The 14,495-nt window shown below is 43.4% G+C and carries 9 protein-coding genes; 1 reads left to right on the top strand and 8 read right to left on the bottom strand.

Annotation, left to right across the window (positions count from 1 at the left end; genetic code table 11):
* Nucleotides 1-84: 84 nt before the first annotated feature.
* From lpdA to sdhC, 7 genes are all read right to left on the bottom strand, one after another.
* Nucleotides 85-1,536: a dihydrolipoyl dehydrogenase gene (gene lpdA / locus B3Q63_RS11460; protein ID WP_296176827.1), complete on the bottom strand. Its 1,452-nt coding sequence runs from the start codon at nucleotides 1,534-1,536 to the stop codon at nucleotides 85-87.
* Between the two features lie 199 nt (nucleotides 1,537-1,735).
* Entirely contained in the window at nucleotides 1,736-2,998 is a 1,263-nt protein-coding gene (gene odhB, locus B3Q63_RS11455; RefSeq protein WP_296176823.1) for a 2-oxoglutarate dehydrogenase complex dihydrolipoyllysine-residue succinyltransferase, read from the bottom strand.
* Between the two features lie 156 nt (nucleotides 2,999-3,154).
* Entirely contained in the window at nucleotides 3,155-6,040 is a 2,886-nt protein-coding gene (locus B3Q63_RS11450; RefSeq protein ID WP_296176820.1) for a 2-oxoglutarate dehydrogenase E1 component, read from the bottom strand.
* An 850-nt stretch (nucleotides 6,041-6,890) separates the two neighbouring features.
* Complete coding sequence (locus B3Q63_RS11445; protein ID WP_183619461.1) at nucleotides 6,891-7,601, bottom strand: succinate dehydrogenase iron-sulfur subunit; 711 nt, start codon at nucleotides 7,599-7,601, stop codon at nucleotides 6,891-6,893.
* A 193-nt stretch (nucleotides 7,602-7,794) separates the two neighbouring features.
* Nucleotides 7,795-9,645, bottom strand: a complete 1,851-nt coding sequence (sdhA, locus tag B3Q63_RS11440) for a succinate dehydrogenase flavoprotein subunit (protein ID WP_201564341.1) — start codon at nucleotides 9,643-9,645, stop codon at nucleotides 7,795-7,797.
* A gap of 443 nt (nucleotides 9,646-10,088) precedes the next feature.
* Entirely contained in the window at nucleotides 10,089-10,475 is a 387-nt protein-coding gene (gene sdhD, locus B3Q63_RS11435) for a succinate dehydrogenase, hydrophobic membrane anchor protein (protein WP_227670405.1), read from the bottom strand.
* A 17-nt stretch (nucleotides 10,476-10,492) separates the two neighbouring features.
* Complete coding sequence (gene sdhC / locus B3Q63_RS11430) at nucleotides 10,493-10,879, bottom strand: succinate dehydrogenase, cytochrome b556 subunit (RefSeq protein WP_191691306.1); 387 nt, start codon at nucleotides 10,877-10,879, stop codon at nucleotides 10,493-10,495.
* A gap of 1,120 nt (nucleotides 10,880-11,999) precedes the next feature.
* Here sdhC and gltA point away from each other — a divergent pair.
* Nucleotides 12,000-13,280 (top strand): citrate synthase, encoded by a 1,281-nt coding sequence (gene gltA, locus B3Q63_RS11425; protein WP_201564339.1) that lies wholly within the window; start codon nucleotides 12,000-12,002, stop codon nucleotides 13,278-13,280.
* A 122-nt stretch (nucleotides 13,281-13,402) separates the two neighbouring features.
* On the opposite strand, the gene B3Q63_RS11420 is transcribed toward gltA, so the two are convergent.
* On the bottom strand, nucleotides 13,403-14,407 hold the full coding sequence (locus tag B3Q63_RS11420) for a hypothetical protein (protein ID WP_296176806.1): 1,005 nt from the start codon (nucleotides 14,405-14,407) through the stop codon (nucleotides 13,403-13,405).
* Nucleotides 14,408-14,495: the final 88 nt, after the last annotated feature.

Here is a 14,495-nt window from a genome sequence, read left to right as displayed (position 1 = left end):
GTCGCCCCATCCGGTTAAACTTGATATTTACTTAAATTGTCTTAGCTTTAATCGTCTTAATTTTAATCATCTTAACTTTAAAAGCTACTTACGCTTTTTACGCTGGATGGCGTGAATAGCGCGACCATCTGCTGATAAAGCTGCTTCGTGAACCGCTTCAGAAATGGTTGGATGCGCAAAGGTCATTAACTGCAAGTCTTCGATACTAGAAACAAATTCCATCGCAATCATACCTTGATGGACGATATCGCCAGCACCAGCAGAGATAGCATGCATACCTAATAAACGGTCTGTTTTAGCATCAGCAACGACTTTGATAGAGCCTTGTGCTTCACTTTGCGCAAGTGCACGGCCGTTAGCTGCTAGGTTAAATGAACCGGTTTTTACTTCATAACCAGCTTCAGTCGCTGCTTGTTCAGTCAAACCAACCCATGCGATTTCTGGATGGGTATAAATGACGTTAATAATCGTGTCATAGTTAACTTGTGCTTTTTCGCCATGAATACGCTCAACTGCCATCATGCCTTCTTCCATTGCTTTATGTGCAAGCATAGGGCCACGGACCAAGTCACCGATAGCATAAACGCCATCAAGGTTGGTTTTACATTGGTCATCGACATCGATTAGACCGCGTTCAGTCAAGGTGATACCGCTGTCTGCGCTCAATAGTTTTTCAGAGTAGGCACGGCGACCGACGCAAACGATTAGCTTATCAAAGCTTTCCTCGCTCGACTCGCCTTTAGCTTCACTAGTAACGACAACTTGGTCGCCTTTCACTTCAGCATTGGTCACTTTGGTATCGACACGGATATCAAGGCCTTGCTTCTTCAGCATTTTGCCCGCTTCTTTAGCAATGTCTTTGTCAGCGGCGGCTAAGAAACTTGGTAGCGCTTCATAAACCACCACTTCTGAGCCCAAACGACGCCATACTGAGCCAAGCTCTAGACCGATAACACCGGCACCAATCACGCCTAAACGTTTGGGTACTTCAGTGAAATCAAGCGCGCCCGTAGAATCAACGATGCGATCGCCATCAGTTTTTGCCACAGGAATATCGATAGGAACAGAACCTGCTGCAAGAATCACGTTTTTAGCTGTGATAATGGTTTCTGCTTCGTCAGCAAGGGCGGTAAATTTAACTTTTTTGTCCGCGCCTTTACCATCTTCCAACGTGCCCCAACCTTGAAGCCAGTCAACGCCATTACCTTTTAACAATGCCGCAACGCCGCCGGTCAATTGCTTAACGATGCCTTCTTTACGGGCAATCATTTGCTCGACATCGATAGCAACGTCGCCGGTGCTGATACCATGTTCAGCAAGGTCATGCTTAGTCGCTTCATAACGATGTGATGAGTCAAGCAAGGCTTTTGATGGGATACAACCGACGTTTAAGCAAGTACCGCCAAGAGCTGGCTCGCCTTTATAAACGCGTTTTTCGATACAAGCAACGCTCATACCCAGTTGGCCTGCACGAATAGCGGCTTCATAACCACCAGGACCGCCGCCGATGACGACTAGATCATAATTGTCTTTCATAGTACGTTCCTATTTCTAATTCTAATTTCAGTTAGGATTTGAATGATTAATTAAGCTCATGATAAATAAAGGCACATTTTATTCTGTCGTTAATACACGCTAAGAACAAAGGTGTATCCAGCATTTATCAATAAACCACAATCACCTATTCCAAAGTTAAAAAGCTTGTATCAGTGGTTACCGATACAAGCTCATAGGCTTAAAGGTCTAATAGCAACATGGTTGGATCTTCGACCAACTCTTTGATAGTTACTAAGAACTGCACTGCCTCTTTACCATCAATCATACGGTGGTCATAAGAAAGTGCTAGGTACATCATTGGTAAAATCTCAACTTTACCATCGACTGCCATCGGGCGATCATTGATAGCATGCATACCTAAGATAGCAGTTTGCGGTGGATTCAAGATAGGCGTTGACATGAGTGAACCAAAGACGCCGCCGTTTGAAATAGTGAACGTACCGCCAGTCATGTCATCAAGACCAAGTTTACCTTGTTGTGCTTTACCACCAAACTCACGAATCTTAGCTTCAACATCAGACATGCTCATGCGGTCGGTATCACGCAATACAGGAACGACCAAACCACGATCTGAAGATACGGCAACACCGATATCATAGTAGCCGTGATAAACGATGTCATCGCCGTCTAGTGACGCGTTAACCGCTGGGAAGCGTTTTAGTGCTTCAGTCGCCGCTTTAATAAACAATGACATAAAGCCTAAACGTACGCCATGGCGCTTTTCAAATTGCTCTTTATACTTAGCACGCATATCCATCAACGGTTTCATGTTGACTTCATTAAACGTGGTTAGCATCGCTGTTTCTTGAGAGGCAGCCAGTAGACGGTTAGCAACTGTTTTACGTAGGCGTGTCATTGGGACGCGTTTTTCAGTACGCTCACCTGTTGACTCAGCGACTGGACGACCGCTATCAGATTTGATAGAGCTGTCAGCTTTTAGCGTTGGGTTCGCCATATCGGTTTTGGTCACACGACCGCCGCGGCCACTGCCTTCGACGTCTTTAGGATCAACGCCAGACTCTTTCGCTGCTTTACGTACTGCAGGGCTTTGATCTTTATGATCGGCTTCGTCTTTTTTATCTGTCGCTTGAACTGGCTCACCGCCATCAGTACCTTGCTTTGCTTGTACTGGCGCTGCTGGCTGGTCTGGATCAACTGCAGGAGCATCACCTTTATCAGCGCTACCACTATCTGTACTACCGCTGGCACCTGCTTCAAATTCTGCGATTAACTCGTCAGACAAAACAGTATCGTCAACTTGCTTAACGATTTTAGTCACAACACCGTTATCAGGTGCAACAACTTCTAATACCACTTTATCAGTTTCGATTTCAGCCAATAAGTCATCACGGCTAACTTCTTGACCTTCAGTGACATGCCATTCCACGATGGTGCCGTCGGCAACCGATTCTGGAAACACGGGGGCTTTAATTTCAGCCATCGATATACTCCTTAGATGTTGATATTACTATTTATTATTAAGTCGTGATAAGCAGTCAGTACCATTCTAAATTGTCTTGCTGAAATGGTCATACCGAGTACTGACTGTTATCGCCTGATTCATGTATCTTGAATAATCTGTTACGTAAACGAGTCGCTATTTAGACAGCTCATCCACACTGATGCCAAGGCTACCAGCAATCAAATCTTGTTGCTGTTTGACATGCAGTTTTGCCGAACCTGTCGCTGGTGCTGCACTAGCAGGACGCGCCACTGGCTCCATGACTTTCGCCTTGGTTGGGTGCGGCACGACAATGCGGAACATGTGCGGCGCTAAATAATACCAAGCACCTTGGTTCAATGGCTCTTCTTGCGTCCAAACAATCTCAGCCAAATTGCTATATTTCTCAATTTCAGCAATCAAACGTTTCTCTGGCAATGGATAAAGCTGCTCAATACGCACAATCGCAACATGGTCAAGACCTAGCGCACGGCGCTGCTCTAGCAAGTCATAATAAACTTTACCGCCACATAGCACCATACGAGTCACGTTGTCCGGATTTTGCTGATCCATCTCTGGCAATACCGTTTCAAACTTACCGTTTGCCAACTCTTCAAGGTTTGACGTCGCAAGCTTATGACGTAGCAAACTCTTCGGTGACATAACGATCAACGGCTTACGAATCGGACGTACCGCTTGACGGCGTAGCGCATGATAGATTTGCGCTGGTGTCGTTGGCGTAATGACTTGCATGTTGTCTTCAGCACATAGCTGTAAGAAGCGCTCAAGACGAGCAGATGAATGCTCAGGACCTTGACCTTCATAGCCGTGTGGTAACAACATGGTTAGACCACAAACACGCTGCCATTTGGTCTCGCCACTTGAGATAAATTGGTCAATAACCACTTGTGCGCCGTTGACGAAGTCACCGAACTGCGCTTCCCAAACGATTAGAGCATTTGGCACAGTCGTTGCGTAGCCATATTCAAAGGCCAATACCGCTTCTTCTGACAATAATGAGTTATAAGTGGCAAAACGCGCTTGTTTTTCACTGATATGTGACAGTGGCACATACATGCTGCCGTCATTAACGTTATAAATTTCGCTATGGCGATGCGAGAACGTACCACGACCAACGTCTTCACCAGTAATACGAACCAATACCCCATCATGATCAACCAATGAGGCATAAGCCAAGGTTTCAGCTGCGCCCCAGTTAAGAGGCTCTTCACCGGTTTGCATGGCTAAGCGCTGCTCGACCATTTTTTGTACTTGGCGTTGCAGATTGTAGCCTTCTGGCATCTCGGCCATACGGCGACCATAACCTTTTAGTATTTCGATATCGACACTGGTATCCCAGTCATCAACCAAGTCATGACCCAAATAAGGTTTCCAATCGACAAACAGCTCTTCGTTAGGCTGGCTAACTAAAGAGTTGGCAACATAATCACCACGGTCTAAGGATTCACGATATTCATCTTCGTAGCGTTTTTCATCTTCTTGGTTAAGCAGACCTTCTTCAATCAGCTTTTGCGCATAGATAGTACGCGTCGTTGGTAGCTTCTTAATAACGGCATACATTAATGGCTGAGTTGCAGATGGCTCATCGGCTTCGTTATGACCATTACGGCGATAGCAGAACAAGTCAATGATAATGTCTTTATCAAACTCATGACGATAATCTAATGCCAATTGAGCGGCAAATACCACTGACTCAGGATCATCACCGTTTACGTGTAAGATAGGTGCATGCACCATTTTTGCCACGTCAGTACAATATTCCGTTGAACGCGCATCTTCTTGACGGCTGGTGGTGAAACCAACTTGGTTATTGATAACAATATGAACCGTACCGCCCGTGGTATAAGCACGAGTCTGTGACATCTGGAAGGTTTCTTGTACTACGCCTTGACCAGCAAAAGCAGCGTCACCATGGATAACGATTGGCAGTACTGAGTTACCAGTTTTATTGTCTTGTAATGGCTGATCGTTACGACGAACTTGACGTGCGCGTACCGACCCTTGCAGTACAGGGGCAACAATCTCAAGATGCGATGGGTTAAACGCCAAGGCTAAATGCACCTCGCCACCTGGCGTCATCACGTTCGATGAAAAACCATTATGGTATTTAACGTCGCCTGAGCCTTTTTCTGGCTGTACTTTACCATCGAATTCATCGAACAAATCGGCAGGGTTTTTACCCAAGATATTAACCAGTAAGTTCAAGCGTCCACGGTGAGCCATACCAATGACCATCTCTTTAGTGCCATAACCGCCAGCACGTTGGATGATTTCATTGATAGCAGGGATAAAGCTCTCGCCGCCTTCTAGACCAAAACGCTTAACGCCCGTATATTTACGAGCCAAGTATTTCTCTAAGCCTTCAGCAGCAGTCAGACGCTCAAGAATTGATAAACGTTTTTCTTTATCAAACTCGATGTAACCTAAATTGGTTTCTAGATATTTTTCCATCCAGCGTTTTTCTGTGCTGGTGGTCACGTGCATATACTCGACACCCATGTAGCGACAGTAAACGCGCTCCATGATTTCGATAATTTCACGTAACGTCGCTTCATCCTTACCAATATTTAAATCATTGGTTGGGAATACCGTATCAAGGTCAGCTTCTGACAGGTTGTGATAAGCAAGGGTTAAATCTTCCACTTCTGCACGTGGATGCAGTTCTAAGGGATCAAGCTTAGCGCGGCGATGACCACGGCGACGGTACGCTGAAATCAGCTGCTGCACGCCCATTTGTTTCGGGTCAGCACAGTTACCTGGATCATTAGCGGTTACGCCAGACGTATCAGCACTCACTTTATTAGCAGTCTGATTACGTGCTAACAATAAGAACTGGTCTTTAATCGCATTATGCGCGGCATCGTTTGGTGATTTGTATTGTTCAAAATACGCTTGCCAATCGCTATCAACGCTACTAGGATCTTCTAGATATTGCTCATAGAGCGCTTCGATGTAACTGGCATTATCAGCGGCCAGTTCAGTATGATCTACGCTCACTGCTTCTTTAGTTATACTATTCATAATAATCGTCTATTTGATAGATAAATGAATGGAATCGTGCTTATTATTGTGTCATGCGTTGTAGATTGGCGATATTTACCATCAGTTTTTAATACTCTCTATTAGTTTTTAAAACTAAAGCGTTGACACTAAAAGCTATCTAACGATAAAAAAGCCTGATTGCAATACCAATCTTACAATTACAATTATTTGTGAACGGCCGGTTTTCTTAATCGTCTCGTTTCACAACATTAATTTATATATAATGCTGTCAGCTATAACCAAATTGTTAATCATAAGGTTTTTAGCCCAGCATTTTTCTTTCAGTTAGCCTATCAATTGGCTATTTTTACTGAAATGTCTTCCTATGGTAGAAAATTGGCGTATATTCCGCCAAACATACATTGCCGTATAGAGTAACATGCCTACCCTATGGGCCATAGTTTGTTTGTTCAATACTAGGTATTTACGTAATGAATATCTATTATCATTTTTCGCAACTTTGTTCTTAAAATTGCTTAGTATTTGCAACACCTTCGTCTTTGCAACACCTTCGTCATTGCAAATCTAAGTCTCTGTAACACTAAACAATATTACCATATTCAATTATATAGGGAGACGCGCGATATAGCATGTCTTCTTACATACAAGCAACGTATTGTTAATACAGCCTTACTTACCCTCACGGATTTGCCACTGGCCCTCAACAATACCGCTCACGATATCAATATGGTCGTGTTAATAAGAAAAACAATGGCTTATCACTTAAAAAATAGCTAACTGCTAATATTTTTTAATAAAAAACACCACCTAATGATAGGTGGTGTTTTTGATGGCGCTATTATAAAGCTAATTGACCATAAAAGGTAGACTAACCTGCATGATCAAGCAGTAAATTACGTAGGTGACCAATGGCTTTGGTTGGATTCAAACCTTTTGGACAGACTGAAACACAGTTCATAATACCACGGCAACGGAACAAGCTGAACGGATCGTCTAAACGTGCTAAACGCGCACGCGTATCAGTATCACGGCTGTCAGAAACGAAACGGTTGGCATTCAATAGTGCTGCTGGACCCAAGAACTTATCAGGGTTCCACCAGAACGATGGGCAGCTGGTTGAACAGCATGCACATAAAATACACTCATACAAACCGTTCAATTTTTCGCGTTGCTCAGGTGACTGCAAACGCTCTGTTGCTGGCGCTGGCTGGTCATTGATTAAGAACGGATGAACTTTTTCGTACTGCTCGTAAAATTGGTTCATGTCGACGACCAAATCACGAACAACCGGTAAACCTGGTAACGGACGAACCGTTACTTTTTCAGGCAAGGTATTCATGTTGATTAGACATGCAAGACCATTTTTACCATTGATGTTCATGCCGTCAGAACCGCAAATACCTTCACGGCATGAGCGACGGAAGGTGAGCGTCTCATCTTCCTTTTTTAGGCGTAATAACACGTCAAGCAACATACGATCTGAGTCTAACAACTCAACCGTATAAGTTTGCATGCGCGGCGCTGCGTCCACATCAGGATCGTAGCGATAGATTTCGATGGTGCGAGTACCTCGGCTCATAATGCTAAACTCCACACGTAGATGATGGCGGGCTGACAAACCATACAATCTAAAGACTGCAAACTATCAGCGCTGGTATGTCTAAATCTCAGCGCTGATAGCGGTCTGTCGCTGGCGGTCACCTTTTTAATAAATTAATAAGGGATAAAACGTTTTTTACAGTGCGTAAAAATCATGCGCACCCAGTCTAGAATTAATAGACGCGGACTTTTGGCTCGATATAATCGACGGTCAATGGCACTTTACGAACCGGCTTATAGATAATCTTATTGCCTTCAGAATACCATAAAGTATGCTTCATCCATTCTCTATCGTTACGGCCGTTTGGTGCGTATTCATCATCTTCTGGACGATCATAGTCAGACACACTGTGCGCGCCGCGACTTTCGTGACGCTTAGCCGCTGATATCATCGTTGCTTTTGCCACTTCATACAAGTTAGCAACTTCGAACGCTTCAATACGCGCAGTGTTAAAGACTTGTGATTTATCCGCCAAATGGATTTGATCGATTTTTTCACCTAGCGCTAAGATTTTCTCAACGCCTTCGTCCATCATCGCTTGCGTACGGAATACGCTGGCATGCGTTTGCATGGTTGCACGAATCTCGTCAGCGACGTCTTGCGCATTATAGCCCGAGGTTGATTGTTGCAGTTTGTCTAAACGACGCACGGTAAAATCAAGAACCCGAGGATCTAATGGCTTATAGTTGTGGTCAGCATGATGGAATTCATCAACGATATGCTTACCAGCAGCGCGACCAAAGACCAATAAATCAAGCAGTGAGTTGGTACCTAAACGGTTGGCACCATGAACACTCACACAAGCACACTCACCGATAGCATACAGACCTTTAACAACGTTGCCTTTAGCATATAAACCGTCTTCATCGGTACCCGCTTCTAGATCCGGAACAATCACTTGACCATGAATCGTGGTTGGAATACCACCCATCATGTAGTGAATGGTTGGGATAACTGGAATTGGCTCTTTAGTGATGTCAACGTTGGCGAAGTTCTTACCAATCTCAAATACTGATGGCAGACGCTTCATGATGGTTTCAACGCCTAAATGCGTCATATCCATTACGATATGGTCAGCATTTGGACCACAACCACGGCCTTCTTTGATTTCTTGGTCCATAGAGCGTGATACTAAATCACGTGGTGCCAAGTCTTTTACGGTTGGCGCATAACGCTCCATAAAGGCTTCGCCATCTTTATTACGTAAGATAGCGCCTTCACCGCGGCAACCTTCGGTCAATAGTACGCCGGCACCATGAACGCCGGTTGGGTGGAACTGCCAGAATTCCATGTCTTGTAGTGGAATACCTGCGCGAACCGCCATGCCAATACCGTCACCAGTATTGATATAAGCGTTGGTAGAGGCCGCAAAGATACGACCTGCGCCGCCTGTCGCTAATACAGTGATTGGCGACTGGAATACCGCAACAGTACCCGTTTCTTGCTCAATCGCGATGACGCCATTGATGTTACCGGCGTCGTCTTTGATCAAATCAAGGGCAATCCACTCGATAAAGAACTCAGTACCTTGCTGTAGGTTTTTTTGATATAGCGTATGTAGTAGCGCGTGACCGGTACGGTCAGCAGCAGCACAAGCACGCTGTACGGCTTTTTCGCCATAGTTTGAGGTATGACCACCGAATGGGCGCTGATAAATCGTGCCATCTTCGTTACGGTCAAACGGCATACCCATGTGCTCAAGCTCATACACTACTTTTGGCGCTTCACGGCACATGTATTCAATGGCGTCTTGGTCACCTAACCAATCTGACCCTTTAACGGTGTCATAAAAGTGAAAGTGCCAGTTATCATTGCTCATATTACCCAAACTTGCACCGATACCACCTTGAGCAGCAACGGTGTGCGAACGGGTTGGGAATACTTTGGTCAAGACTGCAACCTTCATGCCCGCTTCCGCTAAATGCAATGAAGCACGCATACCTGAGCCGCCGCCACCAACGATGACCGCGTCGTAGTTCAGGGTTTTAATATTACTAATGGTATTATCTTGTCTAGTTGCCATTACGGTTTTCCTAATGCCTGTTAATGCTTAGAAGTAAATAAAAAGGGTGGTCTGTATCTTATTGTGCGCTAAGGCTAGCGAATTTTTGCTCAACGCTACCGACAATAATCAAAATACAATACAAACAGCCTTCAACCACTTAATTTGCATATCTATCGTTATATTGGGCTTGCTCACTTTTTCACAGCTTTTTCTATTAAATAAGCATCATTTACCGTATCAGTAATTGTGAATTCAATGTGCGCCCAACGCTATGATTAGCTATGACTATTTTGGCTACTAACGGATGTCTATTACCTATAGCACTTTAAAGTACGTTATTTAAAATAAACGCTTTCAAATAAGCGAATCATCGCCAATGCTGTCAGCTTTATCCGTTGTTATGGTTAGATATTCAATTTATAAAAATCAGATAAATCAATATCTAAACCTATGATTAATGGTTAAACCGCAACAACACCGAAGCCGTTACCCCAAAAAATCATAATGCCCCAAAATAGGAAAACTAAAATAGCGATAATCATTAATGACTGTAGCACTAAACGTAGACCTGCTGCGCTTGAGCCCAGTTTGCCAGTGGTAATATAGTCAGTAAATACCGTCCACATACCAACCCAAGCATGACCAGCCAACGCCAAAACGGCCAATAAGCTGAACAGACGCATCGGTAAACTGGTCATAAATTCTGACCATTCAACGAAGCTTACATTGCCATGAGTTAAGAAGAAGCCCAGTAATACCACACTGTATACGGCTAAAACCACACCACTGATACGCTGGATAATCCAATCACGTGAACCTGAGCCGGTTAGACCAGTAGCGCTTTTGATTCCTGAATCATTTTTCATTAGAACATCACCCATACAAATGACGCGACAATTAAGATTGCTGCAATTACAAAGCTAATCATAGAAGCGGCACGGCCAGATTTTAGCTCCTCATTCATGCCCATATCAGCAAATAAATGCTTGATACCCATCACAAAGTGATAAGCGATGGCGGCGACAAAAATCCACGCCAAAAAGCGAACAAGGACATTGTCAAATATGGCTTCAAAACTCTCAGGCGACGCCAAAGAATTCTGTAATATCCATAACATGACAGGAATAAGTAGAAATAAAATAATGCCAGAGATACGATGCAAGATTGAAGCTATCGCAATCGGTGAGCGATTAACGCTAATCACTTGGCTTAAGGGCAGATCAATAGGTCGGTTGCTTTTCACAGCGGGCATCCTTTTTGCGGTTATACTCCTGTATCTGCTATCAACGCTTGGTACAAATACACTTCTATAAGCGGCGAGCAACACATGAGATGAATAAGGTAAGGAAGGGCTAGCTGACGTTATTTCATTTGCGGTAAATTTGATAGATAGATTTTATATAGGAAACACGCTCTCTATATATCGTTTCTATGAGACCTTTTTCTATAAGGCTTCTATAGATTTCTATAAGGACTCTATAGACGGCTCAACCTCGCTTGTGGAACAGATAATCCCTACCAATAACAAGCTGTCTGCGTGTTTTATAATAGTAAGCACGCAGCATGGGATAAATCGATTAACTAGTCTATTTTTACTGCTTGCCATCAACAAAAAAAGATAACGCCAGGGTGTCATCTCTATATTATCATTTTTTATTAAGGTAAACTTCACTGTTGGATATCTAAAAATAGAACAGTTAACAAGAATATTTAAGCGATAAGCTGGGTTCTGGTCTATAAAGCGAACGTCCAATCATAACAAAGCAGCAGTAAAGCTAGGCTTTATCAGCGACTTAATTACGTTGATCTATCAATTTGCGCAAAGCTAGTGCCAGTTAAATCCCTCTAATTATAAAATGACTGGCCGCTAATTACAAATTTATCCCCTAAATAGTGGTTATTAGAGATTAAATAACAAAAAGCTGGCTATTAGTAAGATGAATTCATTAGTATTACTGAATCAAAATAATTCATCGCATTAAGCCAATTTGTCGGTTACGCATACTCTGTCTGTTTTATAGTATAGCGCCTTACAGATTAAAATGGCTTATCTTAGCAAAAACACTGTAATATTATAATGTTAATGATAATCATTACTTTAGTATTAGCATGATGCTTTACAGCCAAATTACTAAGCAGACATATTTTGATACAAAGTTTACAGTCGCTAATGACGACTACAGCACCCCTATTACAGACATTACTGCTAAAAGTCTTTTCAAAACTTAGCTAATAACTGCTAATATAGCCTGCATCTTAAATGGGTTAAATTTATTTGACCATTTGGCTGTTTTACCGTTTGATTAGTGATGACGCGAGGGTGTGCGTCGATATATTTTTATTCTAACAAGTTAAAAAATGGAGAGCAATTTATGGCTGACAACAATGCCAAACTAACCGTAAATGGTGAAGAATACGAACTTCCTATTATTGAAGGTACTTTAGGGCCGTCAGTTATCGAAGTTGCTGCTTTTCAAAAAGCGGGCTACTGGACCTACGATCCAGGTTTTATGGCAACTGCGCCTGTTGAGTCAAAAATCACCTTCATTGATGGCGGTAAAGGCGAGCTGTTGCATCGCGGCTATCCTATCGATGAGCTTGCAAATAATGCTGAATACTTAGAAGTGGCGTATGCGCTGATTCATGGTGATTTACCAAACGCTGAGCAAAAAGCGGATTTCTATGAAAAAATCCGTAAGCATACTGGCGTTCATGACCAATTACGCAAATTCTTTGAAGGCTTCCGCCGTGATGCCCATCCTATGGCTATTATGGTTGGTGTCGTTGGTGCTTTATCAGCTTTCTATCATGAAAATCTAGATGTGAGCAATGAAGAGCATCGTGAAATCACCGCTATTCGCCTAATCGCTAAAATGCCAACGCTTGCGGCCATGAGTTATAAATACTCACAGGGCGAACCGTTCATGTATCCACGTAATGATTTCAATTATGCGGAAAACTTCTTATACATGATGTTTGCAACGCCTGCTGATGTTGACTACAAAACCAATGACGTTATCACCCGTGCAATGGATAAAATCTTTACCTTGCATGCTGATCACGAACAAAATGCTTCAACGTCTACCGTACGTCTAGCGGGTTCTACTGGCGCAAATCCTTACGCTTGTATCGCTGCTGGTATTGCGGCCCTTTGGGGACCATCGCATGGCGGCGCCAATGAAGCCGTACTCACTATGTTAGATGAAATTGGTACAGTTGAAAACGTACCAGCATTCATGGAAAAAGTGAAAAGCCGTGAAGTGAAATTGATGGGCTTTGGTCACCGTGTTTACAAAAACTTTGACCCACGCGCACAAGTGATGAAAGAGACTTGTGACGAAGTACTAGGCGCATTGGGTATCAATGATCCTAAGCTTGAGCTTGCCATGGCACTTGAGAAAATTGCTTTAGAAGACCCGTTCTTCGTTGAGCGTAACTTGTATCCAAACGTTGATTTTTACTCTGGCATTATCCTTAAAGCCATCGGTATCCCAACCTCAATGTTTACTGTTATCTTCTCATTGGCACGTACCTCTGGTTGGATTAGCCATTGGCTTGAGATGCACAGCGCACCGTTCAAAATCGGTCGTCCACGTCAGTTATATACTGGTGAGACAAAACGCGAATTCGTTAAAGTCGAAGACCGCAAGTAGTCAGTCTTTTCTTTTAAAAGTATAAAAATTAGACAGATAAAAATCCCGCTATCATAGCGGGATTTTTTTGGCCTGCCTTTAATAAGAGGCATTAAGCACATCAGCTCTAAATATCTAACGCTTTACTGAAACTCTTTTAACGTTTGCTCGTATTTGGCAATTTGTTCATCATAGCCTTTAATGGTTTCGTTAAATTTCGCCATCAGCGTTTCAAACTCTTGCTGCTGGGTGATTTTCATCTGCTGCATATCAAGGACTTGCTGAGCTTCTATTTGCTCCCAAACTTGATGCTGAATAATCAAACGCGCCAGCGCTGGACTTTTTGCACTCAGTCTACCGGCGATTTCTGCATGTTCAAAGACCTGCGGCACCAAAGTCGCGATATTGATTAGAGTATCAACATCTTCCGCACTAAGCGGCGTGGTCACAGGTTGATAAAGGGTTTCCATCGCTTGCTGATAACTGTCTATAATCTGCTCATCTGTCAACATTACCGGTTTACGCGGCTCAAGGCTAATACGCTTAAGCACGGTTAAATCGCGCTCGCCAACCTCGGTACTGGTATTGATATCAGTCTCTGCAGTAGCATCGATATCAGAGTTACTATTAGCATTAGACTCACTATTATTATTCGCCGTAGCGACTGCTACTGAATCCGTGGTGGCTGGTTTGGCTACTTGCTCAGAATCTGTATTATTTGCAACTGGATTAGCGGTATTAGACGGCTTAGCATTGTCTACTGACACAGCAGTTGTACTATCAGCTAACAAATCATTGCCACTGTCTGACGCATCTGCCGCTTGTAGCGATTCATACTCTGCTTGCAAACGCTGTTGCAGTCCTTTCGCTTGCGCAAGATACAAAGGCTGGAACTGCTCTATACGGGCAGCAGCCGAATCGCTTTTACGCATAGGTTGACTGTCTTCTGCAGTTGTTTGCTCGCTGGTCTGGTTGGTATCAGGTATTGGCTCTTCTGCTTGCTGCTGACAACCGCTCACTAACAATACGCCAGTCAATGCTGCCGCAAGCAATGTCGGTGCTTTATAAAGGCGAATCATCGCTTTATTGATAGAGCGACGACGGGTATCAGTGTCAATGTCAGGTTTTACTGGTAAAAGTTTAAACATCCGAATTCATATCCTTATTAAAAGCAGAAAGAGTAAAAGCCAACGTGATAACACTATCCATGAATGATGATATTTCTAGAAGCGCTAT

Source organism: Psychrobacter sp. UBA2769 (assembly GCF_002352555.1).
Taxonomy (GTDB): Bacteria; Pseudomonadota; Gammaproteobacteria; order Pseudomonadales; family Moraxellaceae; genus Psychrobacter; species Psychrobacter maritimus.
The sequence above is the reverse complement of the archived record's forward strand: the minus strand, read 5'-3'. Positions and strand labels throughout refer to the sequence as shown.

Bases quoted from the DNA above. Each gene is read 5' to 3' on its own strand.
- lpdA (WP_296176827.1), bottom strand. From the start codon at position 1,536: ATGAAAGACAATTATGATCTAGTCGTCATCGGCGGCGGTCCTGGTGGT.
- odhB (WP_296176823.1), bottom strand. From the start codon at position 2,998: ATGGCTGAAATTAAAGCCCCCGTGTTTCCAGAATCGGTTGCCGACGGC.
- B3Q63_RS11450 (WP_296176820.1), bottom strand. From the start codon at position 6,040: ATGAATAGTATAACTAAAGAAGCAGTGAGCGTAGATCATACTGAACTG.
- B3Q63_RS11445 (WP_183619461.1), bottom strand. From the start codon at position 7,601: ATGAGCCGAGGTACTCGCACCATCGAAATCTATCGCTACGATCCTGAT.
- sdhA (WP_201564341.1), bottom strand. From the start codon at position 9,645: ATGGCAACTAGACAAGATAATACCATTAGTAATATTAAAACCCTGAAC.
- sdhC (WP_191691306.1), bottom strand. From the start codon at position 10,879: ATGCCCGCTGTGAAAAGCAACCGACCTATTGATCTGCCCTTAAGCCAA.
- gltA (WP_201564339.1), top strand. From the start codon at position 12,000: ATGGCTGACAACAATGCCAAACTAACCGTAAATGGTGAAGAATACGAA.
- B3Q63_RS11420 (WP_296176806.1), bottom strand. From the start codon at position 14,407: ATGTTTAAACTTTTACCAGTAAAACCTGACATTGACACTGATACCCGT.